Origin of the sequence: Pantoea sp. paga (assembly GCF_007558755.1) — a bacterium.
GTDB classification, from domain to species: domain Bacteria; phylum Pseudomonadota; class Gammaproteobacteria; order Enterobacterales; family Enterobacteriaceae; genus Pantoea; species Pantoea agglomerans.
Map to the genome: position 1 here is coordinate 282,091 of NZ_VLTF01000005.1, position 26,675 is coordinate 308,765.

Annotated in this window: 21 protein-coding genes, 1 tRNA gene and 4 pseudogenes; 12 read left to right on the forward strand and 14 right to left on the reverse strand. The window is 45.9% G+C overall.

Going from position 1 to position 26,675, the window contains the following annotated elements:
* Positions 1–40: 40 nt before the first annotated feature.
* The 3 genes from FOV68_RS15850 to FOV68_RS15860 all read right to left on the reverse strand — a co-directional run bounded on the left by FOV68_RS15850 (position 41) and on the right by FOV68_RS15860 (position 2,010).
* Complete coding sequence (locus FOV68_RS15850; protein WP_031592605.1) at positions 41–709, reverse strand: MarC family NAAT transporter; 669 nt, start codon at positions 707–709, stop codon at positions 41–43.
* A gap of 24 nt (positions 710–733) precedes the next feature.
* Positions 734–1,369, reverse strand: a complete 636-nt coding sequence (locus FOV68_RS15855) for a hypothetical protein (protein ID WP_010251615.1) — start codon at positions 1,367–1,369, stop codon at positions 734–736.
* Between the two features lie 131 nt (positions 1,370–1,500).
* Positions 1,501–2,010, reverse strand: a complete 510-nt coding sequence (locus FOV68_RS15860; RefSeq protein ID WP_010251612.1) for a DUF2501 domain-containing protein — start codon at positions 2,008–2,010, stop codon at positions 1,501–1,503.
* A gap of 544 nt (positions 2,011–2,554) precedes the next feature.
* Here FOV68_RS15860 and FOV68_RS15865 point away from each other — a divergent pair.
* Together FOV68_RS15865 and FOV68_RS15870 are read left to right on the forward strand one after the other, a co-directional pair.
* Entirely contained in the window at positions 2,555–2,956 is a 402-nt protein-coding gene (locus tag FOV68_RS15865) for a DUF2382 domain-containing protein (RefSeq protein WP_010251609.1), read from the forward strand.
* Between the two features lie 16 nt (positions 2,957–2,972).
* Entirely contained in the window at positions 2,973–3,968 is a 996-nt protein-coding gene (locus tag FOV68_RS15870) for a YsnF/AvaK domain-containing protein (RefSeq protein ID WP_143991185.1), read from the forward strand.
* Between the two features lie 105 nt (positions 3,969–4,073).
* Here the strand turns inward: FOV68_RS15870 and FOV68_RS15875 are convergent, their stop codons facing one another.
* The 3 genes from FOV68_RS15875 to FOV68_RS15885 all read right to left on the reverse strand — a co-directional run bounded on the left by FOV68_RS15875 (position 4,074) and on the right by FOV68_RS15885 (position 9,590).
* On the reverse strand, positions 4,074–4,742 hold the full coding sequence (locus FOV68_RS15875) for a bifunctional 2-polyprenyl-6-hydroxyphenol methylase/3-demethylubiquinol 3-O-methyltransferase UbiG (RefSeq protein WP_143991186.1): 669 nt from the start codon (positions 4,740–4,742) through the stop codon (positions 4,074–4,076).
* The gene (locus FOV68_RS15880; protein ID WP_143991187.1) at positions 4,739–5,752 is read right to left on the reverse strand and encodes an HNH endonuclease domain-containing protein; all 1,014 of its coding nucleotides are present in this window, start codon (positions 5,750–5,752) and stop codon (positions 4,739–4,741) included. The genes FOV68_RS15875 and FOV68_RS15880 overlap by 4 nt, the downstream gene beginning before the upstream one ends.
* Before the next feature lie 529 nt (positions 5,753–6,281).
* On the reverse strand, positions 6,282–9,590 hold the full coding sequence (locus FOV68_RS15885) for an ATP-binding protein (protein ID WP_186289755.1): 3,309 nt from the start codon (positions 9,588–9,590) through the stop codon (positions 6,282–6,284).
* Positions 9,591–10,283: 693 nt separating this feature from the next.
* Here FOV68_RS15885 and FOV68_RS15890 point away from each other — a divergent pair.
* The 4 genes and pseudogenes from FOV68_RS15890 to FOV68_RS15905 all read left to right on the forward strand — a co-directional run bounded on the left by FOV68_RS15890 (position 10,284) and on the right by FOV68_RS15905 (position 12,673).
* Positions 10,284–11,315, forward strand: a complete 1,032-nt coding sequence (locus tag FOV68_RS15890) for a DUF1176 domain-containing protein (protein WP_143991207.1) — start codon at positions 10,284–10,286, stop codon at positions 11,313–11,315.
* Positions 11,316–11,526: 211 nt separating this feature from the next.
* Positions 11,527–11,611 (forward strand) — tRNA-Leu (locus tag FOV68_RS15895).
* Between the two features lie 164 nt (positions 11,612–11,775).
* Positions 11,776–12,330, forward strand: coding sequence for an integrase arm-type DNA-binding domain-containing protein (locus tag FOV68_RS15900; RefSeq protein WP_143991189.1), 555 nt, complete (start codon positions 11,776–11,778; stop codon positions 12,328–12,330).
* Between the two features lie 90 nt (positions 12,331–12,420).
* Positions 12,421–12,673: pseudogene (locus FOV68_RS15905) on the forward strand (ogr/Delta-like zinc finger family protein).
* 243 nt (positions 12,674–12,916) lie between these two features.
* On the opposite strand, the gene FOV68_RS15910 reads toward FOV68_RS15905, so the two are convergent.
* The 7 genes and pseudogenes from FOV68_RS15910 to FOV68_RS15940 all read right to left on the reverse strand — a co-directional run bounded on the left by FOV68_RS15910 (position 12,917) and on the right by FOV68_RS15940 (position 19,819).
* Complete coding sequence (locus FOV68_RS15910) at positions 12,917–13,813, reverse strand: hypothetical protein (RefSeq protein ID WP_143991190.1); 897 nt, start codon at positions 13,811–13,813, stop codon at positions 12,917–12,919.
* Positions 13,788–14,129 carry an Rrf2 family transcriptional regulator gene (locus FOV68_RS15915; RefSeq protein ID WP_143991191.1) on the reverse strand — a complete coding sequence of 114 codons (342 nt, stop codon included), beginning with the start codon at positions 14,127–14,129 and terminating at the stop codon, positions 13,788–13,790. Before FOV68_RS15915 ends, FOV68_RS15910 begins: the two co-directional genes overlap by 26 nt.
* Before the next feature lie 14 nt (positions 14,130–14,143).
* A complete protein-coding gene (locus tag FOV68_RS15920; RefSeq protein WP_143991192.1) occupies positions 14,144–16,423 on the reverse strand; it encodes a S8 family peptidase in 2,280 nt (759 codons plus the stop codon).
* A 25-nt stretch (positions 16,424–16,448) separates the two neighbouring features.
* A complete protein-coding gene (locus FOV68_RS15925; protein ID WP_143991193.1) occupies positions 16,449–17,504 on the reverse strand; it encodes an AAA family ATPase in 1,056 nt (351 codons plus the stop codon).
* 665 nt (positions 17,505–18,169) lie between these two features.
* Positions 18,170–18,367: pseudogene (locus FOV68_RS24415) on the reverse strand (MarR family transcriptional regulator); the annotation flags it as partial.
* 130 nt (positions 18,368–18,497) lie between these two features.
* Complete coding sequence (locus tag FOV68_RS15935) at positions 18,498–18,773, reverse strand: hypothetical protein (RefSeq protein WP_033759756.1); 276 nt, start codon at positions 18,771–18,773, stop codon at positions 18,498–18,500.
* Positions 18,767–19,819, reverse strand: a complete 1,053-nt coding sequence (locus tag FOV68_RS15940) for a hypothetical protein (RefSeq protein ID WP_143991194.1) — start codon at positions 19,817–19,819, stop codon at positions 18,767–18,769. The genes FOV68_RS15935 and FOV68_RS15940 overlap by 7 nt, the downstream gene beginning before the upstream one ends.
* A 203-nt stretch (positions 19,820–20,022) precedes the next feature.
* Here FOV68_RS15940 and FOV68_RS15945 point away from each other — a divergent pair.
* The 5 genes and pseudogenes from FOV68_RS15945 to FOV68_RS15965 form a co-directional block, all read left to right on the forward strand.
* Positions 20,023–20,268: pseudogene (locus tag FOV68_RS15945) on the forward strand (type II toxin-antitoxin system RelE/ParE family toxin); the annotation flags it as partial.
* Positions 20,252–20,575 (forward strand): annotated as a pseudogene (locus FOV68_RS15950) (helix-turn-helix domain-containing protein). The pseudogenes FOV68_RS15945 and FOV68_RS15950, both read left to right, overlap by 17 nt.
* A 522-nt stretch (positions 20,576–21,097) precedes the next feature.
* On the forward strand, positions 21,098–21,427 hold the full coding sequence (symE, locus tag FOV68_RS15955; RefSeq protein ID WP_031593698.1) for an endoribonuclease SymE: 330 nt from the start codon (positions 21,098–21,100) through the stop codon (positions 21,425–21,427).
* Positions 21,428–22,158: 731 nt separating this feature from the next.
* The gene (locus FOV68_RS15960; protein ID WP_073970690.1) at positions 22,159–22,686 is read left to right on the forward strand and encodes a DUF2778 domain-containing protein; all 528 of its coding nucleotides are present in this window, start codon (positions 22,159–22,161) and stop codon (positions 22,684–22,686) included.
* A 1,375-nt stretch (positions 22,687–24,061) separates the two neighbouring features.
* Positions 24,062–24,700: an acyl-homoserine-lactone synthase gene (locus tag FOV68_RS15965; protein WP_031593697.1), complete on the forward strand. Its 639-nt coding sequence runs from the start codon at positions 24,062–24,064 to the stop codon at positions 24,698–24,700.
* A gap of 14 nt (positions 24,701–24,714) precedes the next feature.
* On the opposite strand, the gene FOV68_RS15970 is transcribed toward FOV68_RS15965, so the two are convergent.
* Positions 24,715–25,407: a LuxR family transcriptional regulator gene (locus tag FOV68_RS15970; protein WP_143991196.1), complete on the reverse strand. Its 693-nt coding sequence runs from the start codon at positions 25,405–25,407 to the stop codon at positions 24,715–24,717.
* A 753-nt stretch (positions 25,408–26,160) separates the two neighbouring features.
* On the opposite strand from FOV68_RS15970, the gene FOV68_RS15980 reads away from it, so the two are divergent.
* Entirely contained in the window at positions 26,161–26,517 is a 357-nt protein-coding gene (locus tag FOV68_RS15980) for a putative T6SS immunity periplasmic lipoprotein (protein ID WP_143991197.1), read from the forward strand.
* Positions 26,518–26,675 lie beyond the last annotated feature (158 nt).

A 26,675-nucleotide genomic window follows, 5' to 3' on the forward strand; every position in this document is an offset into this window, starting at 1 on the left:
AGCTTTCCCCTCTGCCCGTTCGGAGAGGGGAAATTCCGGATTAGTGAAAGGTGCGCACCACTTCCAGCACGCCGTTAATGATAAACTGCACGCCCATACAGACCAGTAAAAATCCCATCAGGCGCGATATCGCCTCAATGCCGCTTTTACCCACCAGCTTCATGATGGCACCCGAACTGCGCAGTGAAATCCACAGAATCAGGCTCACCAGCAGGAAGGTCAGCACCGGCGCGACGCTTACCACCCAGGCCGGAAAATCGACACCGCTTCTTACCGTCGAGGCAGAGGAGATGATCATCGCAATAGTTCCTGGCCCGGCCGTGCTTGGCATCGCCAGCGGCACAAAGGCGATATTTACCGGCTCTTTGGCCCCATCCAGCTCATCCAGTTTCTGCTTTGCTTCGACAGAATGGCCCGCAGGTTTAGCCGGGAACAGCATCCGAAAACCGATAAAAGCAACGATCAGGCCGCCCGCCATGCGCAGGCCAGGAATGGAGATGCCGAAGGTATTCAGCACCGCGCTGCCCGCGTACCACGCCACCATCATAATGGCGAAGACATAGATAGAAGCCTGGCGCGCCTGTCGGTTGCGCTCCTGGAAGTTCATCTCACCCGCCAGCCCCAGGAACAGCGCCACGGTGGTGAGTGGATTGGCGAGCGGCAGGATCACCACCAGCCCCAGACTGACTGCTTTAATTAACTCCAGCATGACAAATTGCCTTTTCCGTGGTGATTAGTGCTTCGGACGCTCCAGCGCCTCAAGCAGTTCCGGGAAGAAGTCCTGCAGGATTTCAGGCGTCATCAGTTCGGGATACTGCATCAGATGTTCGCGGATACGCTCGTTGATGTCCGGCAGCAGACGCTGGGCCGCGGCGCTGGCGGTGATTTTGTGCTTCTTCATGGCGCGCAGCAGATCGCCTGGCAGCGCGTCTTCGTCGTCGGCGTCATCCACCATCTCCAGCGCGTCCAGCTCGTCGAACATCTCCATCAGCGCTTCGGTCTGCGGCGTGCGCGACTCATATTCACGCGGATGTTCATCTTCCAGGAAACGCAGCATAGCGCGCATCGGCGTGCCATCTGGCGTGGAAGGCGGCTCGGTGGCGAACCAGCTCAGCAGCTGATGCATGGTGACCTGATGGACGCGAAAGCCGCTGTCGACCAGCTCATCGGCCAGCAGCTCGGCAGTTTCGTTTTCAATCACGCAGATGTGGGTACGTTTAGGTTCGTACTGCTCCAGCCACTGGTAGATCTCTTCAATCACGCCATCGTCATACTCGAATTTTTTGGTGACATAGCTGTCGTCCTGTTCGTGAACGCAGGCCTGAATCTGATCGGGGTCGAAGTAAAGTGCGATGTTGATGCCTTTCATGCGTGCTGTCCTGTAGAAATCAAAACAACACTATAGCGCTCAACCCCAGGTTAAGGGAATGTCAGGCATCACAGCATGGGGGCGTTTAACGCTCCCCTCAGAGCAGAGAGGGGAGAGAGAAGGGAAGGAGATCAGGAGATAAAGTTTTTGCCCTGCTTCAGCACCACGTCACAGGCTTTGGTTTTCAGCTTCTCACCCATCGGCGAGTTGCTCAGGCTTTGCAGATTCAACTGCTGGCCGTTACCGGTATTCAGCAGACCAGCCACGCCCTGGGTGTAATCGGTTTTCTGTTCCTGCGCGGTGGTGGTGTTCAGACCGAGCTTGCTCAGCACCTGGTCTTTGACCGACTGCACATTGTTTTTCACCACGTTGTGTTCGACGCAGTACTGCATCACACCCGCGGCGTTGGTCATGCTGTTGGCACTGACCGCTTTATCGCCGCCACCCAGCATGCTGGTAATGGTAGAAAGCGACATGCCGCCATTCTGCTGCGTGGTGCCGGTGGTGCTGCCGTTGTTCTGCTGGCTGAGCTGCGATGCTGCACTGCTCAGCTGATCCTGCCAGCTTGCCGCTGATGCACTGCCTGCGACCAGAAGTGCCGCCAGTCCCCATCCCCACGCACTGCGTTGTGCTTGCTTCATTTCAACCTCGGTATGTGCTTATTCAGTTTTCCTAAGAAAGGCTGACGGGCAGAAAGTTCCTGACTTCCTTTTATAAAAAGCGTCTTAAATAGCACTTTGGGAATCTTCTGTAACAGGAGCAATAAAATATTCAGATGCTTGTGGGTGTTATTATTCTATGAGGTAGTCTTCCGGAGTCAGTAATAAGCACATCCCGCTGAAACATTATTTAATATCCTCACCATGTTTATCAGGAATTGTCCTGGTTTAAATTAAAGTTACCGCTTTGCTTATAGCGTGTTTTCTAAGCGCTTGCGTCTGGCTTGGTAATATTTACCTGAGGAATTAAATTTATATAACTGCATGTATTTTGGTTAATTTTTATTTTTAGCGTAGCGGCTATTTAAGCCGTTCCGCTGGTTTTTGATGCGATTTTCTGTGCCGTAATTAAATTGAGTTAGCGGAGTTTTTTATTATTCCGGCTTGCGAAATCAGCCAGAGTGTTCATGCTTAATCACTGTGTCAGGCAGTTGTGGCAGATATTTAATTTAACGGGAGCGATATTATGGCTGGGCAGCCAGAGCACAATAATAATGCAGAGGTCACGCTTAAACTCGCTGAAGAGCAAATAGCCCTGACGAAGCAAAAGATTGTGGATGGACATGTCCGTGTTACCCGTTCCACAACTGAGCATGACGAGGTCATCAGTACACTGCTTAACCGGGAGAAGGTTGAGGTTGAGCATGTAGCGAAAGCGCAACCCGTTGAAACGATGCCCGAAATCAGGGAAGAGAACGGTGTACTGATTGTCCCGGTAGTAGAGGAAGAAATCCAAATCGTCAGAAAGCTGGTGCTTAAAGAGGAGATCCACATCCGAAAAGTGCAGGAAAATGTTCCTTTTCAGGAGGTGGTGACCCGACGTGAGCAGCAGGTGAACGTTGAAAGAGATGACGATCAAATTAGCTAACAGAGAGGAACCTATCATGGCACATGAAAAAATCGTAACACTGTTCGATTCTGCAAATCAGGCAGAGGCCGCGAAAAGAAATCTCGTGAAAGCAGGCTTTTCTGATCGGGACATCAGTCTTATCAGTGGAGAACGTTTGCAGGAGGAAGGACACTCTATCCGCCATCCGAGCATCTGGCAGCGTCTGTTTGGTCACTCCGTTGATAAAGAGCAGGCCGATGTTTACACCAGAGCGATGGACAAGGGCGGCGTAGTGCTGACCATCCGCACCGAGGAAGAGAAGCTGGCTCGCGCCATGACCATTCTCCATTCTCATGACTCGGTGGACGTTCCGTCACGTATGCAAAGTTCGGTTGAGAATGGCACCACCGCGCCGGGCATCAACCCGACGACGGCAGGCAAGCAGTTTGCCGGTGAGACCAATGACCGCCAGGTTGAACCACGACGCACCTCACTGACCGGTGATGAGAGCGAAGCTGACATTCTGCGTCTGGCCGAAGAGCAGGTGGAAGTGGGTAAACGTCTGGTTAGTGAAGGCTCGACTCGTGTTCGCCGCTATACCGTGACCGATGCCGTATCTGAAAATATTTCGCTGCATGAGCAGCACGCTGACATCTTCCGCCGTTCGGTGAATGAACCCGCGCTGGCTGGGGAAGTGGACTGGTCCGAGAAAACCGTCGAGGTTGCTGAGACCCATGAGCAGCCGGTGATCAACAAAACGACCCACGTGAAAGAAGAAGTAGTGGTGCGTACCGACGGCAGCGATCGTACCGAGACCATTAACGACACGGTGCGTCGTCAGGAAGTGGATATCGACCATGCACGAGGTGGCCTGGAGCGCGAACTGCCGGGTACAACCGCAGGGGTAAAACCTGCGACCGCCGCCGCAGGCACGCAGTCACCAGGTGCACATAACCGTGACCACAAAGAGAGCCTGACTGAGAAGGTGAGTGAGAAAGCCAGCGAAGTTAAGGATAAGGTCGGAAATAAACTGCACGACCACTCGCATTGAGGCGCTTATCCTGACAACAACAGGCGCTAACGGGCACCGCTGATGCCCGATGCTGAGCATGCAAGATGCAAGAAGGGGCCAACCAAGAGGTTGGCTCTTTTTGCGTTATTTTTTCCTGATAATCGCATTCAGCCAGACTTCGTCGCCGCGTCCCGCACGTACATCACCGGTCTGCCAGGTTTTTTCTGTTTCAATAGCGAACCTGTTCCTCATTATGCCCTCAGAGTCAGCCTCTCTTTTTATCCCCATTTTATTTGTAGCCAGAATGTCACCGCCGAGTGTATTAACCCCATCTACCAGTTTCTGTAAGCCAGCCACATCCATATCTGTAAATCTGCGTCCGTCCTTTTCCCGTTCGCCGTGGCCATGTTTAAAAGAGAGATACCCTACGCCGCCAGGCTTCAGCGCCATGGCCAGTTTTGTCATGACGCCGGGTAGTTCAGCTTCGGAAACATGCAGCAGCGAGGCGCAGCACCAGATACCGTCATATCTTTCAACCGCATCTACATCCTGAAAGCGCATCTGCATTACAGGCTTTCCGGATAACTGGCGGGCCAGCGCAACCAGCTCCGCCGAGGCATCAAACGCTTCGACGATAAAACCCCTTTCGCTGAAGGCTTTAACGTCACGACCTGAACCACAGCCTGCATCAAGAATGCGAGCGCCCGGCGGCAGGCAGTCAATAAAAGGCGGGTAAAGCGCAGACATATCCACGCTTGCCGTATCGGTAAAAAACCGCTGAGCGTTCTGCCGGTAATAATCTTCGTTGTTCAAAACAGGCTGTCCCCTTGTGCCGCTGGCTGCCATTCGTGGAGCAGAGCAAATTTTGCCGTATCCCAGCTGTTTTGCAGGAAGCTGTGCCGCAGCATCGGCGTTCCGCCGGTCTGGCGGATTAACGTCTCCCGCAGTGGCAGATGACTGTTAATAAAGTATTCGTTTCGATCATGCAGTCGCTGCAAAAGTGTTATTGAGGGAATGCGTGCAAATTTACCCTGGGCGCCGCGATTACAGGTCTGGCAGGCCAGCACCAGATTCCAGACGCCGTTGAGGTTGCCGATTTGCTCGCTGAGCATCAGCGGCAGAAAGTGATCGACATCCGCCAGGTTCTCTTCGCCACCCGTCACGCCAATGGCACGGAAGCAATAAAAGCACCGGCCTTTCTGGTAGCCGTTCAGGCTGCTGCGGCAGCTGGTAATGGTGACGCGGCGACCGCTCTGACGACTGAAAAGCATCTTGTCATTATCGTCATAATCAACCGCAATCAGGTTACGTGAAACGTTCATCGCCCAGGCTTCTTCTACCAGCCGCCATCTGGCATCCGTTTCCGCTTTCAGACTGGCGAACTGTTCGTTTTCCGTCAGCTGATAAAAGTTATCCGTTAGCCGAATGCCTTTATGGCTTCGCCGTTCATCCAGGAAAAAGCGTTTGTCGATCTCGGCGTGATTCACATTATGAAAAGCATCGATGACGTTAGCGAACCCGCGCTTAACGGTAATAGCAATTAACTGCTCTTCGCTGATTTCGCCTGCGTTGAATTGTCTGCATGCCTCCAGAAACTCGCTGCTTTTGCTGGTGATCTGCTTTGGTGCATGGCGCAGGTGGGCGCATAAATGCCGCACAAAAGGCACGGCCAGCGCTTCCAGCGTAATCAGGTCGTTGTCTGGCTGTTTCAGGTCGTAGAGCGCATGGGCAAGGGCAAATTTATAGGAGGCGACATTTTTGCCAAAAAGGATAACGCCGCGCCAGTAGTTTTCAAGGCGGGGATCGGCCTGGTAAAAGCGCATGCAGGATCCTGTTTTGCGAGACAACTCGAGGAATTCACGTAACAGGATCACATAACAAATGCAGGTAAATGTAAACCGTAAAGGTGGGGAGGCAGCGGAGCGTTCTTTATGGTGGATAAGGGCAGAAAAGCGTTTGTGATGCATGATGGCATAACTAAAAGGTAGGAAAATAAAGTGTTATCCACCGGCTATGGTGCATCAGCATTTAGCGCTGGATAGGGATATTAACGCTAAGCTGCTTAAAGGAGCCGCTTAATTGCCGCGCGTCATGATCAGCGGTTAGCCCGGCCCCCGCTATCGATGAATATACTTTTACCGTACAGGCTGTACTGCTGTTGGAAGCCGTTGGAATATTGAAAGAGGGCAAAAGCAGGGCGTCGGAATAGGTGGTTCAGGAGAGGCAAGAGCAGTTGCTCGGGCAGGAAGTGTTAATAAGACGCGCTCTGCTTGCCGAGCGCGTCTTTAAATCGCGGAAACAATTTATGTTGGCCCGGTTCGGGCCGTATGGCCCTATCTATCAGAGCGCTGATTAAATAAGCGTTTTGTCAGGGAGCGCCTGTGCCACAACATCAAACCCTGCCTTATCAGCCCATACGTTCCTGTCACCAATCACGAAAATATTGTTTTTTGCTCTGGTGAGTGCAACGTTCAGCAGGTTAGGTTTGCTTGCCGCCCAATCTGCGCCGCCCTGATGAGCCACGTCGCAGCCCAGTACAAGAATGACAATGTCATTTTCCTTGCCCTGAAAAGTATGCACGGTTCCCACATTTTTTCCGCGCCACGCCTTCAGGTCGGTTCGTGATAATGCTGTTTTACTGACAAGTTTATTTAAGACATCTGGTCGCTGCAGGGCATCTAAAAGTCCTGCCCGCACCGCTTTAAATGGCGTAATAACATAGATATCGGCAAGCTTATAGCCAGCGTCAGAAAGCCTCAGGAGAAGGTCTTCAGTGTCTCGAGCCAGTTCTGATTTGTATTGCTTACGAATGCACTCTCCTTCCGATGAGTACCAGCAGTTGCTCAGGCCATTTTTAAGCGGCTGGCTGACTATGGCCTGATCTTCCAGCCCGTGGATCATACGGTTATCGTAGGCTATCTGGTTCGCGATGCTGAACATAGGTTCGATGCAGCGACGATGAACCCATAAAGGAATGCCAACCCACACTGGCTTGTTCATCACCGTCAATGTACAGCCATACGGATTAGCGCGATCGGCAATCTGCTGTACCGACCATTTTGCGGGAGTCCACTCTTCAGCATTATTAGCGAGTGTCGCCTCGGTCAGATATTTTGTCAGACGTGGTGGAGTGATAAACACCGGCTCAATCTGTAAAGGATCACCTACCACCAGTACACGTCTGGCACGCCATAGTGCGCCGACCGCCGCCTGTGGCAGCGCCTGACCCGCTTCATCTATCATCAGCCAACCCAATTGCGCTTCCGATACACCATTGAACATACGCCCCAGCGAAGCAAAGGTGGTTGAAACAACGGGCACTATCATAAACAGAAGCTGCCACATGCCCAAAGTATTGGCTTCAGAGCCGGGAGCACTCAAAAAGGCGCCCATTTTAAAAAGTTTTTTGCGGAAGTTACCGTGTCTGGAGACTTCTGCCAGCCAGGCCTGATGTAGTTCCATTGCCGCAATAAATAACAAAGACCGCTGACGGTTGATGGTTTCGTTCTGCCAGAAAGCGTAGCGCTGTGTATCTGCATCCTCAATGCTGTGTTCCGGTCCGGGGATAATGACGCCGGGGAGTTCTTCTCTAAGTTTCGCCTGATGCAGAGTGGCGTCATGCAATGCTGTTTTGGCGTCTGTCCAGGTTTGCTTCGCGGCTTTTTCATTCTCAATACATTGCGACAAATGATTTTCTGACACACTCAGTTGCTCGCGTGCAGCCAGTCTTTTTTTGCGTTCATTAATTAGCTCAAGATTTTTCGCTTCCAACTGCTGAAGAAAGCTCTGATAGTGCTTTCGATTGAATAAACGCTGCAGCCAGCCAGGATTACGCTTCTGTAATGCCTGGTATTCTTCATGCAGAATGCTGACTTTCTCTTCCAAAATATTGGCGGATTGCTGAAGCAGCCTCTGCTTACTTTCTGCCTGGTTCCGGTGTGAAACCGTCTCTTGATGTTTTATTTCCAGAGCATTAATTATTTTGCGATCGCTGTATTTAGCCAGCCAGGTGGTCAACTCATCCAGCTGCTGTAGTTTCTGTTGTGACTGTTCCACTTCTGCAAGCGCTGCGTTAAATTTTTCTTTAGCCTGCAAGAAGGAAAGGGGCTTAGCCGTTTTACACCAGCGCCAGTGATTAAGAAAATTAAACTCATCCGGGCGATTGGATTCTTCAGTACTGTCTTTATCAAAATGCGTAGTAAAAAAGAATCGATTGACGAATTTAGTCCGGTTCTTTTTATTGCCCATGATCGCTGCAATTAATCCCCAGCACTGCTCCTCTTCCGAGAGGGGAAGGAGCTGACCCTTTTTGTTTTCCCGTGCGCTTAACTGATTAGCGACTGCACGCAAATAGTCCGTTTTGCAGAACTCTTCGGCCAGAGATTTACGCTGGGGCAGTTCGCGAGAGATATTTTCTACTGCTGCATTATTAGAAGACGCTACCACAATTTCAAAACCAGTCAGGCTTTTGATCAAAAATCCGTCTTCGTTAAAGGCATCGGTTGCCTGTTTTAAAGAAGTCAGGACTTTGGCGCGTTCAACCACATTGTGCGCCATCAGGTCACGCAGCATGGTGGTTTTCCCTGTTCCCGGAGGGCCGTTTACCGAGAGCAGGCCGCCTTCATCCAACTCCTGAAGGACTGTATTGATGGAAAACTGCTGCATCAGCGACAGGCTGAAGCGGGGATCGGATGGCCAGCGACCATGCGGTGTATGCTGCGGTGCCAGATGGCGAACAATCGTTTCCAGACCTTTAGGGGAATAAAGATCGCTGTGACGATTCTGACGAATTGAAAGATATTGATGTAGCGCTTTGCCGCCTTCATCCTGAGCCACGGCCAGCATAGCTCGTTCTAAATCCTCCAGGAAAAAACTGTTGAGTATAGGCAGGACTTCAGCGCTACTTTCCTGCTCTTCTTCTGCCTCACCGACGACTGTCAGGTCGCTTTGCTCGCTTCGATTCTGTTCGGTTTTTTCCAGTGTCAGGCGCGGTGTATTTTTCTCTGTTGAGCGAGAAGCTTTTAAGGGATACCAGTCAAGCTGCAAAGCAAAAGGCGAAGAGGGAGAATATTGCGCCCACTGACATAAAATCTCCAAAAGCCCTGTCAGGGCGGCGGCATTCAGATAAGATTTACCGGACTGTGGATGAACCGGTAACAAATGAGTGAGCCGGTTCAACTGCTCAGTTAACAACGTATTCCTGCTGCGGAAAGCCTCAAGGGAGAGTTTAGCCGCAGACCCCTGCGAAAGCTTGCCAAGCGCCCAGGGCAAGGTGCTGACTGAAAGGCCTTTAAAATCAGGCGTTCCTTCTTTATCAACGGTCAGTTTAGCGAAGCAGGTCATACCTTCCGTATCCAGTCGCTGTTCCTGCTCGTAGCTGGCAAGAGGAGAGTCCTCTTCACCAAAAAGCTTTTCGCTTAGTAGCTCGGCCTCATTTTTAGGGAACAATCCCAGATGAAGAACATAACGCACATCCGCATTTTTTATTCCGGCCTTTTCGCGCTGTGCTTCATTCAGCCACGGCAATAAAGCGTCGCTACAGCTTTCCAGCTCTGATGCAGGGATCTGAATGCTGTTTTCTTCTTCCTCAACGTTATAGGTTTGAAAGAATTCAATAAGATGCCAGCTGCTAAGAATGCGTAATGCTTGTTGCTTATCCACTTTAACCGTCCCTGAGGCAGTGTATAGGTCCATCAGCGATATGTGCGCTTAATGACAAGGAAAACTTATATATCACAGTGTAAAGGATCTATTCATGAGGATCGAGAGAAAACAGGGGCATGGGCTTTGATTTCAATAGAATTATAAATCTATCATTATTTGGTTATGCGCCTGTCAATCGGAAGGCCTGTCAATATAATGGGGTTATAACAACGCAGCCTGTTAATAACTATGAGCATCCTTTTTATAAATTTTTTACTGTACAGGCTATTTCTACCGCTCCGGCTTTCGCCCAGGAAAGCGACTTATCCTTTTATCACAAGACATGATCATTGGTCTGCGATAATACCTTCACCTATTGTATCGGCGGCCAGAGCACATAAGAGAATATTGGCGGCGTGTTACTTAGGCATGCGGCTGACGCGGAGAGAGGTAGCTCTGGCAAAATTATCCTGCCGCAGGACAGTGAAATCGAAAAGCCGGTAAAAAATTACGCTGTGGCTAAATGGCGAGCCTGCAGGCGCAGCGATGCAAACGGCTAATCACTGGTAGTTGTCAGAAGCGCAGATGCTGGCATTGATCAATGTCATCAAATAACGCTAGCTTTTGATTTCCTCGCATCCGTGGTGGCAGAGTGATACCTATGCTGATATCAGAAATAAAACATAAGGGAATAAAGTGAACTGTAAACCGATGCTTTTAGTGCTGGCGGCGTTCTCCCTGTCGGCTCAGGCCGCCCAGAGCGGAAAAACGCTTGAGCACAAAGACTGGGAAGTTGTCTGTGATAACACCCTTACCTGCCGCATTGCAGGTTATGCCAAAGAAGAGGATCCGTCTGGCTCGATCCTGCTCACCCGTGCCGCTGGACCGGGAACGGAGACAGTGGGAGAGGTGACGCTGGGCGACACCGAAGATGACAGCAAACCGGCGGAAAAGCTGACGCTGTGGATCAACGGAAAATCAGCTGGCGATCTGGTGGCGGCTGATGACAACTGGCGAATGTCGGCCAGCCAGACCTCCGCGGTAATCATCGCCGTCAAAGGCAGCGGTAAAGTCGAGTTTAAAGGCGGCACAAAGCCATTCCTGCTTTCCGGCGAAGGCGCTTATGCCGTGCTGCTGAAAGCGGACGACGTGCAGGGCCGTATCGGTACGCCAGGCGCGCTCACCAAAAAGGGCAGTAAACCGGAAAGCAGCGTGGCTAAGGCTGTGCCCGCACCGGTTATTCAGGCGGCAAAAACCCTAAGCGGCGAACCCCGTTTGCTGACCGCCTCGGAAATCGACGCGCTGAAAACCCGACTGCTTGCAACGGTCAATCATAATGACGATGACACGTGCGACAGCCTGTATTCACCTGCAGAAAACAGTGATCCGGAAACTGACGGACTGACTCTTACGCCATTGGATGACAGCCACGCTTTGCTTTCGGCGCTCTGCTGGCGTGCTGCTTATAACGAAGGATATGGCTACTGGGTCATTGATAACCAACTCAAAGGCAAGCCTGATCTGGTGACGATTTCAGGCTCAGATTACGACAAGGGCGAGATTACCAATGTGCAGAAAGGCCGGGGTATCGGGGACTGCATGAGCCAGGAAAGCTGGGTATGGGATGGCCAGGCTTTCCGCAAAAGCTATGAGGGCGGGACCGGCATGTGTCGTTATATCCATGCGGGCGGCACCTGGGATCTGCCTACGCTGGTAACGGACGTGAAGGCTGTTTCGGGTTAGAGCTATTGTTTTGCTAATGAAACATGAGTTCTGAAGCGACTGCTTTACGGCGGGCGAGGGTGAGTGAAGAATTTCTGACAAGGATGTCACGCAGTGTCCCGGAGAACCCAAAAGACGGTTTTTTCAGCAGTTGCACCACTGCCTGCGGATAAGGGTTGCGGAAACAGGGGGTAACGGTATAATCCTCAACGTTTTCCGCATACCCTTCAGTGCCGAAGTGGCGAAATCGGTAGACGCAGTTGATTCAAAATCAACCGCCGCGAGGCGTGCCGGTTCGATTCCGGCCTTCGGCACCAGCAAGAGATACGAGAACGTCCGGGACAGTCCATAAGTCCCTAAAATTAAAGCCGAAAGGCTTTTTTTTGGTCCCAATTCGTCCGGGCACATCCGTTGACATCCAGCATAGTTGGGGGTCAAGATAGGGGTCACTTCGCTTCGATAAACTTTTGACCCCCAAATCATGCCTATAACTGACGTTGCGGCCCGTACCGCAAAGCCTCGCGAAAAAGAATACAAGCTCACGGATGGTCATGGGCTATACCTTCTTATCAAACCAAGCGGATCCAAACGCTGGTATCTTAAATATCGCTATGAAGGCAAAGAGAGTAGAGCTGCACTCGGCGCATACCCTCTGATCACGCTGGCTAAAGCGCGCGAAAAACGCGATGAAATCCACCTTCTACTTGCCGATGGCATCAGCCCCAATGCCAAAAAAGAAGAAATTAAACAACAAGAGCAGGCTGCACTTAACACTTTTGAGAAGGTGGCTCGCGACTGGCATGCGAGTAACAAGCGCTGGTCGGATGGCCATGCAGAGAGAGTATGGCGGGATATAGAGCGCAACATACTTCCAGCCATCGGAAAGCGGAACATTGCCGACTTAACGACACGGGATCTATTGCATCCTTTGCGTGAAGTTGAGCAAAGCGGTCGGTTGGATGCCGGACAGCGTAATGGAAGAGGCTCCGCTACTGGAGAATATTGGTCTGTATCACCCGCCGTTAACGGGTATTGATATGGAGCTTTACCGCAAGCCTATGCGCCGCCAGAAGCTGGCTGAATCAATCCGGGCACAGCGTGCAAATCTTCAGGAGGGCAGCCAGAAATGATGCACTGTCCAATACTGCAAAAGCGCGGCACATACCAAATCGAGCCGTTATATGTCAGAGCAGGTAAAAGAGCGTTATCACCAGTGCACTAACCTTGACTGCTCATGCACCTTCAAGACGAATGAGAGCATCACAAAGGTGATCACCGCACCGCCACAGCCGGAAAACGTACCAGAAGCGCCACCCGAACCGGCCAGGGAACGGCAGACGCTGGGCCGTTATGGTTCTGCATTCCGCCAGGTTCATTAATGCCGTACAGCCGCTGCCCGACCAGCGGTTTTTTTGTGTCTGTCGTTTGTCTTTCTGAAGCCCTTTTTCTGGCCAGCCGCTTTGTAAGGAGTGATGCATGCATAGCGTGCATGGATCTGCATGCAAAAACATGCATCGCTTTGCCTCGTTCAGGCCATGCCGGGCGCGGCCAAGCCCGTAGCATGCACCTGCATGAAAAGTGATGCATAAAGCGGGCAGGCGTGGCGGGGATAGCATTGCGCGCTATGGGGATTTCGAATTTACTTGTTCAAGTATGTCGCTAAAAGAATGAGAAAAGTCATTTCCTGAAGGAGCTTGAGGATTATCATCATTAGATGGTTTTTGTATCAACTCAAGATCTTCAATGATTGAAGCAAACAACCGCTTGCCAACTATGTTGTATATTTGCAGGCCGATAGCCATCTTTTTAGATTCATCACAGTCATCAGATGCACTAATTTCTTTTAATTCTCTGAATAAACTTTCTATTTCTGTTTCAGGAATGTTTTGCATTACTTGCATACAAAATGGATGAATTCTCGATGATAAAGAATCGAAACTAACATCTTTCAAAATTCTTGTTATATCTTTTGAACGACGACGTGCTTGATCTCTATCAACCTGTCTATCGATCATATCTATCATCTTTTTTAGAATTATATTAAGACCTAAGTCAACCTGAGATTGAGAATTATCGCTGCCTAATTTAAGAAATGAACTGCGCATTACAAAAAAACTTCCAAAAGAAGCATATAATATATTTGCTACATGAGTGCTAAATTCGTTTTCATTAGCCACCCCCATTGTTTTGGTTATGGATTCATGAGTTCCAAATGTATTAATAAAGAAAAGGCCTAAGCAACAGATAAGAGCATTTATCACTAAATAGAATGCACCGGGAAAACATGTCATTACTGAAATTGGCTCATCTTTATAGCGTGAGCCTAATTCAATGGCACTCAATAAAATCCCTATTAGAAAAACATACAAATAATCGTTGTTGCCTTGCGGAATTTCCAAAGGAAAATACTTATTGAACATTACTAGCAATGCTGCTAGTAATGATATTTTTATCAATGATTTAAGGATGGGGGGGCAGCCCCATCCTTGTGCTTTAGAGTGTGTTGTTAAGGATCGCATTTAGCCCTTCCTTGGTTAACTTAATATTCAAGTGGTCAGGCCCTACGCCGCTATTAACCTCTTGCGAATTGTTCTTGTCTAAAAAAAGAGTGATATAGCCTAATTTTTTTAAATTGGAAACTATAATAGCAAGCGCATTATAATTTATCCCCATATAGGATTTTATCTCTGCAATATTAGTCGAAGACCCCGTATCAAACGAAGTAATACGTCCAATGCATTTAAGCGTTTTAGTAGAGAGATCGTGGTAAAATCGTTCAGTAGATTTTGCCTCGCTATCTCTTAACGCTGTATAACTTATTGAATTTCTTTTCATATTATACCTCTACGCTATACGGTGACATCTGGCGTAATAGTTACTGATATTGGTTGTAATAATTTATATTCGTTTACAATGTCATCATAAATATTTGTTTTTTTTCTAGTGCTTAATGTTATAACCAGAGAATAGCTCAAGATTGGTAGCGAAGCCATTTCTTTACTTGTCAATGAATGTCCTTCATCACGAGTTAAATATTTAATGTCCAAAGCTGGATCATTTATCGTAGATGCCTGAAAAGTGTCATTAACTTTATAACATGTTTCCCATTTATGAGCGTCTTTACGAAGACTCTGTTCATTGCCTAAAATATTTTCTTTATTAAAAAGAGATCTCGTATTAGCCTCAGTAGCCATTTTTCCAGTTTCAATATTAAGCTTAAACTTTTCGCTATGCGGTCTGAATGTAACTTCTATACCTGCACGTGAATAACTTACAGGATGCTTATGGTCAACTTCCGTGTAGAAACATAACGTTGCAGATAAATCAATCTTGGTCTTACTCAGCTTCAATGATTCAGGGCAGGGTATAGCCGCACGGACACCGCTACTTTTCTTTAGCGTACCCTGATAGATAATAGTAACAGTGTTTTCATTACAAAAAACATAGTTCTCGATATTATCTGTGATCCTACCCCATCCGCAGCCTTTTTTATCAGGAGTTGATTCTGTTGAATGAATTAAAAGCGCTCGTAGCGTCGCGACATTCATTTTTCCTAATGTCATATTATCTAAACGGGCTGCTAAACGTGTCACCAAAGGAGCTGCGTAACTTGTGCCAAATTTTAGTTTCTCTTCGAAATCATATAAGCCAAGCAATCTTAACTTTTGACCTGTTGGCTCATCATCTCCACCGAAAAATAGCGCATCTGGTTTAACATAACCGGGACGACGACCGGGTCCGATACTACTGTAGTTTGCTCTTTCCCAAATATTAGCATTTGAGTTTGCCGAGCCAATACTTAAACCATTCAACATATCTGCCGGAGGCTGAATGCGAGCAAGATCATAATCTTGAGGCGAACTTTTTAGTATTCCTCCTGTATTTCCTGCTGCAATTATTAGAAGGATAGAACCATCTCCTGCTATTTTGTCAAGGGTAGACGTCCACAGATTTGGTTCATCATCAGGTGCTGGTACTTCTGGGCCAAGGCTAATATTCGCAATTTTATAATTCTTAGTTTCAAGTACCGAACAAATTCTATCTAAAACATCAACGAGGCCTACATCATCCTCGTCTTCTTCACAATAAACTTTATAATGATCTACATTAATAATCTCATGATTTTCAGAAGATATTTCTTCAATTGTCCCATACATAATGGCTGAAGTGACTAATTCGCCATGAGTGAATATTTCAGAATCACTATCGCTGCTTAATGTTAGGTCAAAATATCTTAAGGATGGAGATGTCAACTTATCATAAAATAAACCTCCGTCAAAAATTGCGACATTAGCATTGCCTAAGTCATTAGAATCAATATTTTTATTAATATGATCTTTAAATTCCTTATGCGAACTGTTGCCAATTTTCCTATCTTGAGGAGAAGAATTAAAAAGATTTATTTTTGGCGCTATTCTTATAACGCGCACAAAGGAAAAGTTAGCTAAATCAATTATTTTTTTATCGTCTATTTTGACAAAGCAAAATGCTAAATCGCCCACGTATCTAATTTTATCTTTAGAAATAGAACCATCTAGAGTATTAATATAGTGCAAAAAGTAATTCAATTTTTTTATGTCATCTTTTTGTAAATGTAAAACTACTTCATAGGTGTGAGTTCCGCTCTCAGCGTGTTTTTTTATTTTTTGCTCGCTGCTAAAGAGGGTAAGGTCTTCAATCTTACCAATATCAACGCTAGATTGCTCGCTAATTGTATTTTTTGAAATGTCAGACAATAGGCGTTCAAAAGAAGTTTTTTTACCAGCTAAATAGTATACGGAGGTTGATACTGGCTTTAGGGCTTGCTCTTTATTGGCGGCCTTTTCTGGTTTCACAAAGACTTCTTTACTGCCTAAACTCGTAAGAGAATAGTCTTTTAACAAGGAAGTTGGATAATAACTTTTGGCTAAAAAGCTAGGATGCAAAGTTACCGCAGTAACAATTTCATCATCTGGAGTAGCCTCCTTTGGTAGTGTCTGTGCAACCTTTAAGGTGTCAGAGACTTTTTTTGATACTCGGCTGGATGATACCGAATAAGGATAAGGTCTGGGTTCATCCCCTACTGGTCTCCCTCTGTAAACATTGTCAAAAGCATATTTTTCGCCGCTACCCAAAACTACTTTTTTCATGTGATGTCCTTATTTATGTAGAAGATTAGTCAGCTAAGGCTTTTTTAATCGTTGGCCTTGATATATTTAGAAGCTCTGAAACTTTCCGTTGTGATATTTTTGCATTTACTAAGTTTTTTGCAATTATTTTCTTTTCGTCTAATGAAAAAGATAATTCACTGCCTGTCGAATTTACTATTAATTGATAGGCAAAATCTTTCCCATCGAGAATTGATATTTTTTTACATTTCATTATTTCATTTTTTATTTCGCTGTAAGACATGCCTGGAAATAAAAAGTAGAGATTAGCTATTCGCTTCTCTTTAGTAATTTCAAATAAGTATTTTTTTACTTGTTCGCTATCAGGGTTAGAAAAGTCGAGCTTTAATTCAAACCTTCTCCATACCGCAGGATCTAATAGCTCGGGGTGGTTTGTCGCAGCTATTAGAATTGATGAGCTAGGCCAAGAGTCAATAAGTTGAAGTAATACTGTTAATAATCTTTTTAATTCGCCAACATCATGTTGATCGGCTCTTTTTTTGGCAATTGCATCAAATTCATCTAATAAAAGTACACAGGGAGTACTTGCTGCATCTTCAAACACACTTTTAATGTTATTTCCAGTTTTTCCTAATAAACTACTCATTACGGAAGCTAAATCTACAATTCGCAATGGAATATTCATTTTTTTTGCGAGCCATTTTGCAGTTAAAGTCTTACCAACACCAGGAGGGCCATTGAATAAAATTGTTTTGATAGGACTTAGGCCATGACTTTGCAATTTTTTTGAATTTTCATGCTCTTTAATGATCTGGGAAATTTTGCTTTCGTTTTCCTCAGATAAAATCAATTCGTTAGTTGATGTGTCAGTAGCTTGGTTTAAAAGAAACAAGCCATTCTCATTTACAGGTTTTATTGGATGTGGGTTGACCCGCTCGGGGGCTGAACGTAGTGAACCAGATACCATTTTTTTCAAAGACTTACTAGATTCTGGATCATAGTTGAGCATCTCACTGCTTAGTAAGTTAGTGATAATTTTTACTTGCTCAAGTTTACCAGCCAAAGCGGCTTCGACTAAGCGAACTATCAATTTACCATTCATTTAATCACCAACTTGATGTTTTTAAAGGGAATAATTTTTATTTGGTATATTATACATTTTTTTTCTCGGGAAGTTTACCATTTTGTCACTACAAAATTTTTTAATAAAAGTCAACCAAAAACACTGTTCACTCTGGGTTTAGACATCGTGTCCGACACTGTGTACAACAATTTGATATAGATATTTGATGGCTATAGTAGAAAAGACCGCTAGCTATAATGCGGAATGTGACACGGGGTCAAAATGGGGGCCGTTATAAAGTCTTTTTAAAAAAATATTATTTAAAATCAGTTTGTTAGTTCTGTTTTTCAAGTCCAGCCTTCGCACCAGGTATGCAAATTTAAGTCGCTTAAGGGCGGCTTTTTTTGTGTCTGGGATTTATGCTTCCAAAGCCTGAATCAACCTGCCTCAACCCCCATCAGGTAATGGATGCAGGCAGATCTTGGGGTCCATCCCGTTTTGATAAGGTTTTACCTGCACATGACCCGGAAGAAAGATTTTTCGTAGCCATGGTTATATGAAGGCCCGTACAGCAAAGCCTGAGATATCTCGTATCCATGATAATTAGCCACAAATCATGGGATATCGGATGGGTTTATAACCTTGCCGATTTGTCCCAATAACTGGTGTCCTCGCTCAGATACGCGATACCTTGGCTTTGATTAGTTTTCGTTATAAACAGTATCTACCATTCCATCGTTCATCAGGTTGGTTACTATCGTCGCAACATTGCTAAATCCGGGAACACCCCGTGTAGCAAGGGTGCGATCCAGTATCATCCATGTCCAGTCTATGTCTTTTTCTGCCATGACTTTCAGGACGTTAAGCTTTGTAGTAGTTAACACGTATTTCTTTGATATCATGAGAAATTATGTCAAGTGTGAATGACGCCTTCCCGGAATGTTTTAAGGCGAGATGCTTCATCAAGCCATTAACCAAAAATGAATGGCTGAACCGCCAACAGAGCTTCTGAGGCGGTTCCTGAAACGACTGTTATGATAAATCGGTCTGGATTAAATCTTGATGATCAAGCTCTTCCAGAAGTCGAGAGCCTTGCTCTGATATCTGATAGTGATCCATACCTGCTGGGGTTCTTGGTATTATGTCAACTAATCCTGCTTCGGATAAGCCCCTAATAAGCCGTGCAACATTACCCACTCCATCCATTTTTCGCTTTGACATAGCGCGATCAAGATTATACCAATTCCAATTTACGTCATTTCTTGAAGCTAACAGCTTAAGAATGTTTAGTTCAGTGTTGTTTACCATGATGGGGCATCCGGATGATAAAGGTCATCGCCAGTTATTCTATAATCTTCGAGAGTTGCAGTGTGCGTGTTGTTCCATAAATCATAAGATTCAATGTCATCGGCTGGCCTGCCTGTTTCCCAACCTAAATTACAGTAACGCTGATATTCTCGACACTCATGAGTATAGTAATTCAAGTCTACTTTTTCAGGAGGTATTTCACCGTTTGCAATTTTTTTCAATCTGGAAACCATAAAGTCGTTGCCAGGATCGGGATCAAACCGTGATATGTGTTTTTCTACGATTTGGATCCCTTCATGAGTGATTTTTATTCCGTCTGTTGTCAGGTGCTCTATTGCACCACCTGCTTTTTCTGGGTCAAATGTTCTTGACGTAAATGTGCCTTTAGCCCCGAATGCTTCTGGTTTCTCTAACTCAGGAAATCGCATTCTTCCCATTGTCAGCCCGGCAGCAACAGATGCGCCGGTGATAAGTAACCCTTTGTTATCCATGACCTGTTCGTAACCCGCTGGTGCATCCCCGCCGAGTTGCTCTGCGGTCTTCCTGAATCCCTCAATATTGCCGTTGTAAACACCCCCAGCGGCCAGAAGCCGACCCGCTGCTTTACTGTTGATGGTTTTTGCAGCCTGGGCATGTTGAATGGGTGCTGACGGAAGAACGCAGTACACCGGACGTTTTAGTTGATGTGTGATGAGGTAGCTAAGCCGGGAGTGGAGAAACAAAGGCAGGTCATTTCGGAGGTTGCCAGAGGATGTTTGCACCCCCGTAATGACATGACCAATTGCGTCATTTCCCAGTAAAACAACCTTCCCGGATCGAATGTCATCCAGCACGTCCCGGTATGCCATCCAGGGCTGCTGAAAGTGGAACTGACGATATCGGCTGACAAAAAGACCATAATTGCCCGGTAAATCCCACTCCCGGATGATTCTATTTGGCCGAGCGGTCTCCTCAAGGTAACGCGCTGCCATATCCGGGTGGATGATGTTGGGAATGTCATCAAGGTAGATATCATCCACTGATTTTGCCTGATAGTAATGAAGCATAATGTCCCTATTAGCGCTACCATTGCACACAGCTTACAAAACGACCGATGTTGAGTGAGGTTTAAGACTATCCCTTCATTTAAGAAGAGTGAAGTGTCTGGCGATATCCAGGCGACTAATCAAAAGGTATTTTGGGATTACATGTAAATTATTGTCTGGCACCTCTGACATAGAGGTTATAGAGGAAAAATACCAATCATCCTGGTGGTGGTGTTTATAAGAAGCACCTGAACCAGAATCGCGATCGCGCCATTATCCTGGCGAAAGGTGGGGAGCACTGGTTTTACAAGTTTCTTTATGCCAAACAGGATATGGCAAATATTGATAATCGCGAACTGGCCGGATTTCGCGAGTTAGCAAAGCACTATGCTGCTCTTAGCGATGAAAAGATCACGGCACTGATTAAGAGTAAAGAACTGGTGGAGATTTGCCATGACTGCAAAAAGTAAATTTAAGAGTCCTGCATTTGAGGCCATCCACAGCGCGGCTTCTGGATTATTAACCGTCGATGCTATCCCGCAGGAAACGATGCGCAACTTTGATAAAGCGTGCCTCAACAATGTGGATGAGCTGCAACCCATCGAGATTAAGGCGTTGCGTGAGTAGCTGAACGTCAGCCAGCCCGTTTTTGCCAGCTATCTGAACACCAGTGTGTCAACGATGCAGAAATGGGAAAGTGGGGTAAAGCGTCTAGGTGGATTATCGCTGAAATTGCTTACCGTAGTGCAGAAGCATGGGTTGAAGGTATTGGTTTGAGTGAGTTGTACTGGCTGCAGCATTAAATGGAAACCTGACTGAATCACGGCACAGAAAGAACAATTTTAACCTCGATAATTGGGAGGAATCGGCTTTAAGACATACACTGAAAAATTGAGGCCGTGAAAATTATTAAATGTATTGAAACACCATCTCATGAGCAACCATATGAGATTGTAAGGATTAGTGCAGTAACCTGGGAAGAATACAATGAGGAAGAAAGTTAAACTCTCCCTGATAACTCTCTATTTATTGAGTCAGGAAGAATAGCTGTTGGTGATTTTCTGATATCCGGGACTAATGTTATTGATGTTTTTTCCTGGTGCGCTTCTTATTATTTCCTGCCAGATAAAACTTACGCTTTATATTAAAATGATTTTATAACTTACTTATTTCACACTGTTTTTAGCTGGACTTTTCTTCTCTTTCCTGATGATATATACAGGTATTTAGCGCGGCACGGATGTGCGCCAACACACCCGCGCCGCTAATCACAACTACTATTTACGGAGAATAGTAATCATGACTGACGCCCATTCTATTGCACAACTCTCTGAACCAGAAGTCTCTCCTGCAGATAACCGGCAATTAACCGTTAGCTATGCAAGCCGCTATCCGGATTACAGCCGGATACCCGCCATCACCATGAAAGGACAATGGCTGGAAGCTGCCGGTTTTGCCACTGGCACAGCAGTAGATGTAAAGGTAATGGAGGGTTGTATTGTTCTCACTGCCCGGCAGGAGAGCGAACTGATGCAGTCTCTGCGCCAGGTATGCAAGCTGTCAGCGCGGAAACAAAAGCAGGTTCAGGAGTTTATTCAGGTTATTGCCGGTAAACAGAAAGTCGTGTGAATGAAAAGCCGCTCCCGACATCGCATCGGGAGCGGTTAAATGTCAGGACGCGATCACTTCCACAAATACATCAGCTGCCTAACTTTCTTCGCTGTTGACCACATTTTCCTCCTTGCAGACCAGCGCCTTATTACCTGACCGCAAAGAAACGTTATCGCTGAACTTAAAGCTATACCGCTGTGATACAAAGTTAATGCACGGTATACCATTCTCTGAACGAAGCGAATATTCAATACCTGACCATCTTCAGCGGTCATCGCCAGCTTACGATGATGTTAAATATTACGTGGCGAACAGAATGCCATCACTTTGACTGGTTTTGACCTGCTCACCATTAATTAACATATTGCAATGTTAGTGCTGTCTTCATCGGAAATTTGAAGACGTGCGTATAAAAATGGCTTTCCAAATCAGCATCCTTCGTGAGGCCAGAGCCGATTTTTTTGCCCCGAAACTCTCTGTAAGCATACTATTCACAAAGCTACTTTCTAAACCTGGTGCAGGAAATCTGGCGGTAGAATTATAACGAGTGTTATCTACATTCAGCACTGAGTTATCAAAGTCTATCAGAGTTTTCAGCACGTTGGCGAAACAGAAACACAGTAAATATTAGATATATCACTAACTCATGATTGTGTTGAATATTAGACGCAGATCATTTTCATTTTATGATGAGGCATTATGATAAATCACACTCATCTATAAAATGATCAAAGTAGAAGGAACCAGACATGGCATTAAAAGGAATTTTCACTGTCAATGATGCAGATTACTCACCTTTACTCATGTATGGGATAGGGACGTTTATGGCGTACTCTGGTAACAGGGAATATCGCAATCGTGCAGGATGCATTGCAGTTCCAGACAACGGGCCAATACCTGATGGTTTATATCACATCGTTAAGCGCCCAACCGGTGGCTGGAAAGGTATAATCCGAACTGACTTGCATGATTTCTACTCATGGCCTACTTCAACGCCAGTTATCAAGTATGAATGGTTTGCTTTGTATCGTGATGATGGAAGGATAGATGACCATATGTGGGTTAATAATGTAGAGCGAGGGAATTTCAGACTACATCCTCGCGGGCCTCTTGGTGTATCTTTAGGTTGTATCACTTTGCAACACAGAACTGATTTCATCGCTATTCGGCAAGCATTACTCTCTACTTCACAAGTGAAATTACGTAATGGACTAATGTCTTTTGGCACAATTGAGGTGGTTTTAAATGGAAGCAAAACGTGTCCCAGCGGGGTTTAGAATCCTTATCGCAGTATCTTTGTTTGTAATGACGTTCCTTCTGGTAAGACCGTCAGATCCATCGACACAAGGAGAGCAGCAGTTTTGGACAGAGTTAGCAAAGCTATTTAATCAACGCGATATTGAGGGTTTCGTGGGGATTGCGCTATTAGTGATATGTACAATGGTAACACTCATTGGTTATCAGATTATAGTCAGAGCGATTGAGAAGCAACTTAACACTAAGAAATGATTTTTATAAGGTGTGAATTAATTCTGGCAGAAGTTAAAAAATTACTTATAAATTGAATCATGTAAATTCGCTCACATTGTGCATTAAATTATTAAGACATGTATGGCTAAACCTTGGGTTTTCTTGCCCAAAAATACGTGCATGCGTGATTGAGTTGCATTATAACCTGCTCACCGTTTTCTGGTGTATCCACCACCGGGACATCGGGTTTTCGTTGCCTGATTGTTTAATTCACTTTCCTGCAGTCCGATTATCCCCCTGGGAATGAAAGAGACAACACAGGGATGCTTATACGGGATTGAGCCTGCCAGAAAACCGTCTTATTTTCCTGTCGAGGGATAATCCGGAATGCTTTCCAGACACAGAGAGCGGTCAAAGGAACAACTAAAAGCCATGATAGAGTGTGGTGATGTGGTATGCCTGAATGATGTGTCTGTTCTGTCCGCCGGGCTGTTTTACATTGACGACAACGGTAAGTTAATTTGCGGCAATGAAAATGCCTTCAGATTCGGTGGAGCGAAAACATTATCGGTGCGTTTAATCCTGCAGTGAGTAAGCGCGATCACCGACGCTCTGACGGAAAACCTGCGCCAACTTCATTAAGGCAGCTCAGCGTGGGAGGCGGGAGACAGCCAGTAACCTATGGAACGCTTAACATCAAAAACGTCGGCCGGTTACTCGCTGCTGGCGGTATCTGTAACGATAATAGTGAGGGGTTTCGTATAACGGCTGAACAGTTTGGTGGCGATGTCTTCAGCAACTGATTAGTGTCAGGCGGGGAAACCCCCGGTTAACCTGTATCACAGATTAGATAATAGTTGCTTTAGTCAATGCAACAGGAAAGCTTGCCCCTTAAAATTATAAAGGGCAATAATTAAACTATATTTAATTGATGTTTTTCGTATTTTAATATAATTATCGTTTGAGCGCTTATTGCACTCTGTACCCGGTACCTGAAATATCAGATAATCGCGGGTGGGTTTTCCCTGGTGTTGACTTGGTCTTTGACCTCCTGACCGCTAAGCATGGTGAGTGCCTGGTGGTCAGGTACTTTTTTAAGTATAGGGTCTGCGCAGGTGTAATAAAAGCTGTCTTAAAAGACAGGGGTAATGGTTCCCATGTGTGATTATCAGGAATGAATGAATGAATTCTGCTATTGAGTTTTTTTTGCGTGATTACGATGAATTTCCGCCAGAATTATCAACCGAACTCTACCGGCTCAGAAGAAAAACATTTCGTGAGAGGCTCGACTGGAAAGTCGAATGCATTGACGGCATGGAAAAGGATCAATTTGACAACGAAAATACGACTTACCTGCTGGGCATGCATAACGGGAAGTTGCTATGTGGTGCACGGTTTATAGATTCGACGCAGCCGACGATGATGAGCGAAATTTTTCATGAATATTTCGAGGGTATAAGTGGTCTCCCCACAGATATCCCCTGTTGTGAGATTAGCCGGCTGTTTTTAGATAAAGAAAGACGTGACTCTGCAGGCCTTCATGGCTTGCCCGCCAGTAAAGTGTTATTCCTTGCAATGATTTTTTATTGCATGAAGAGAAACTATCGGGGGATGTACGCTGTGGCAAGTCGCGGCATGTATGCAATATTTCGCCATGCAAACTGGAAAATAGAAGTTATTCAGAAAGGCCTTTCTGAAAAAGGGGAAGTTATCTACTACATTTTCATGCCTGCCAGCATGAGCATCGTGGAAGATATTATCACCAGGGACAAAGCCAGTGGCTGGCTTCGTGAGATGTCCCGGCATTTACGCCATCTTTAACCCGTAACGCTGGCTCAGTTGTCCAGCAGCCGGAGCTCCGTGCCAAGTTTTACCGCATGTGTGGCGTTATTCACTCCGAGCTTTTTCATGACGTTGCCCATATGAAATTTTACGGTGCGTTCCGCAATAGATAAAATGACCGCAACTTCGGCGTATGTTTTCCCGGCGCCGACCCACTTAAGTATTTGCCGCTCACGCGGTGACAAAAAAACGTTTTTTTTCTGATGGTGTTGACTGTATAAGTTAAGCGTTTTCTGATGCAATTTAATAAGAAAACTAACTATTTTCGAACGATTTTTTTCCATGTCAATACCAGAATCTTTCTGACTGATAATGGATAGCAAAGCCAGGTTGTTCAGGTAGTCATGCAGAGGGAATGTCTGTCCCTGGAAAATATTATATTGAAAACTTTCATTGAAAATTCGCGTGAGATTGTAGCCGCCTGACAGAATAACGTTGTTTTCCCAAAAGAAATCTTCAATAGAACGTAAGCTCTGAATAATGACAGGATCAATAAACTGATATTTTCTTTCCAGGTAGATATCGAACCACTCAGGGTTGTTATTAATAATACGCATCTGTGAAGGGTCTTTCTTGTTCATAATGGCGTAGGCATAGATAATACCCTTGTAATCCTCAAAGAATGCATTCAGTTCATTCTGGATTAACAAATTGATTCTTGTATCGTTGTAGTATGTATCCTTCACGTCAGTATCTACCTCCGGGATGAGTGGATAAACCAGTATAATCCGCTTCGTTAGCTGTTGCTAATCGTATTTTAATCCAGCTAACAGACAGTGCAAACGACATCTGCCAGCAATATCCTGGATATTTTTGCTTTACAAAACGGATGCAAAGACCAGCTTACAAGATTACAGATGGATTATCGGGATTCACAAAAATCTGCGGGGACAGCAGGAAAATTCGAATAATGATTCGCGATTTTAAGTTATTGCGGACTGGAGTAAACCGACAGCAGCATTTTTCATAACAAACTCATGCTGGCAGGCGTAATTAAACAGACACCGAGTCAGTATCTGACTGCTGACAGTTTTTAAATCCTGATGCTCATGCTCTCCTTCGGCTCCCCGGCGTTACCGGGTCGTCAGTTCTGCTGCGCTAACCCCTGTGGGTTTCGGCCATAGGGCCTGATGGCAAACGTTCAGGTCAACCCTGCAGCCGGCTTAACGCCTGCGCTTTCACTGGCCATATAGGTGATGACAAGCGAGTGTTAATCAGCAGGAGGCACATCAGGTCGTGTAAGTAGGCCAGTAACCTGATTACTCTCCTGAACATCAAGTCTCTATTTTAGCTGATTGTTGGTTACTACTGGTTTATGGGATGAGTAAGTGGTCTTTCTATCAGAGGCCAGGGCGCATGGGGATGTACAGGGGCAATGATATGTTGCAGGATGTCCCCACGCTTTATCAGAAAAGCGTAACAGGGAAGGGGCGTTAATCATGAAAAGCAAGATGATGCTGGGTGTCGTATTTCTCTTAACGGGATGCCCCGGGCCTGGCGACCGAATGGTGGAGCGCGAATCTACAACGGCATTTATCAAAGACAAGCAAGTTTGTGTGGTGTCGCCACTGGAGCCACAAGAAAGGATTACTGCCATTCAAATCAACAGCGATAAAGGCAACTCTCTTCACAAGGTTTTTGATGACAAACCAGTTTATATTCCAAAAGGTGAGTGTCTTCCTGTGTTTGGATTTAAGTTCACAACTGGAGAACGTTATTATTTCGCCTGTGATGTTCAATCTGATAAATCAGCGTCGCATTTAGTCACTGCTGATTTTTCTTATTCCAAAGAATAAGGAGGCAGAACATTCACTCAGTTGCCCTAACCACCCTGCAACACCAGCGCTATACTAACCAACCCGAAGCTGGTTACCACTGGCTCCGTACTAAACTGGATAAACGCTCCCTCAATATGAACCCTTGTTGATGAGATTGTACCTGCATTGAGTCGCCT

Coding starts and splice junctions, on each gene's coding strand:
- FOV68_RS15850 (WP_031592605.1), bottom strand. CDS start 709: ATGCTGGAGTTAATTAAAGCAGTCAGTCTGGGGCTGGTGGTGATCCTG.
- FOV68_RS15855 (WP_010251615.1), bottom strand. CDS start 1,369: ATGAAAGGCATCAACATCGCACTTTACTTCGACCCCGATCAGATTCAG.
- FOV68_RS15860 (WP_010251612.1), bottom strand. CDS start 2,010: ATGAAGCAAGCACAACGCAGTGCGTGGGGATGGGGACTGGCGGCACTT.
- FOV68_RS15865 (WP_010251609.1), top strand. CDS start 2,555: ATGGCTGGGCAGCCAGAGCACAATAATAATGCAGAGGTCACGCTTAAA.
- FOV68_RS15870 (WP_143991185.1), top strand. CDS start 2,973: ATGGCACATGAAAAAATCGTAACACTGTTCGATTCTGCAAATCAGGCA.
- FOV68_RS15880 (WP_143991187.1), bottom strand. CDS start 5,752: ATGCGCTTTTACCAGGCCGATCCCCGCCTTGAAAACTACTGGCGCGGC.
- FOV68_RS15890 (WP_143991207.1), top strand. CDS start 10,284: ATGCTTTTAGTGCTGGCGGCGTTCTCCCTGTCGGCTCAGGCCGCCCAG.
- FOV68_RS15900 (WP_143991189.1), top strand. CDS start 11,776: ATGCCTATAACTGACGTTGCGGCCCGTACCGCAAAGCCTCGCGAAAAA.
- FOV68_RS15910 (WP_143991190.1), bottom strand. CDS start 13,813: ATGCGATCCTTAACAACACACTCTAAAGCACAAGGATGGGGCTGCCCC.
- FOV68_RS15915 (WP_143991191.1), bottom strand. CDS start 14,129: ATGAAAAGAAATTCAATAAGTTATACAGCGTTAAGAGATAGCGAGGCA.
- FOV68_RS15920 (WP_143991192.1), bottom strand. CDS start 16,423: ATGAAAAAAGTAGTTTTGGGTAGCGGCGAAAAATATGCTTTTGACAAT.
- FOV68_RS15925 (WP_143991193.1), bottom strand. CDS start 17,504: ATGAATGGTAAATTGATAGTTCGCTTAGTCGAAGCCGCTTTGGCTGGT.
- FOV68_RS15935 (WP_033759756.1), bottom strand. CDS start 18,773: ATGGTAAACAACACTGAACTAAACATTCTTAAGCTGTTAGCTTCAAGA.
- FOV68_RS15940 (WP_143991194.1), bottom strand. CDS start 19,819: ATGCTTCATTACTATCAGGCAAAATCAGTGGATGATATCTACCTTGAT.
- symE (WP_031593698.1), top strand. CDS start 21,098: ATGACTGACGCCCATTCTATTGCACAACTCTCTGAACCAGAAGTCTCT.
- FOV68_RS15960 (WP_073970690.1), top strand. CDS start 22,159: ATGGCATTAAAAGGAATTTTCACTGTCAATGATGCAGATTACTCACCT.
- FOV68_RS15965 (WP_031593697.1), top strand. CDS start 24,062: ATGAATTCTGCTATTGAGTTTTTTTTGCGTGATTACGATGAATTTCCG.
- FOV68_RS15980 (WP_143991197.1), top strand. CDS start 26,161: ATGAAAAGCAAGATGATGCTGGGTGTCGTATTTCTCTTAACGGGATGC.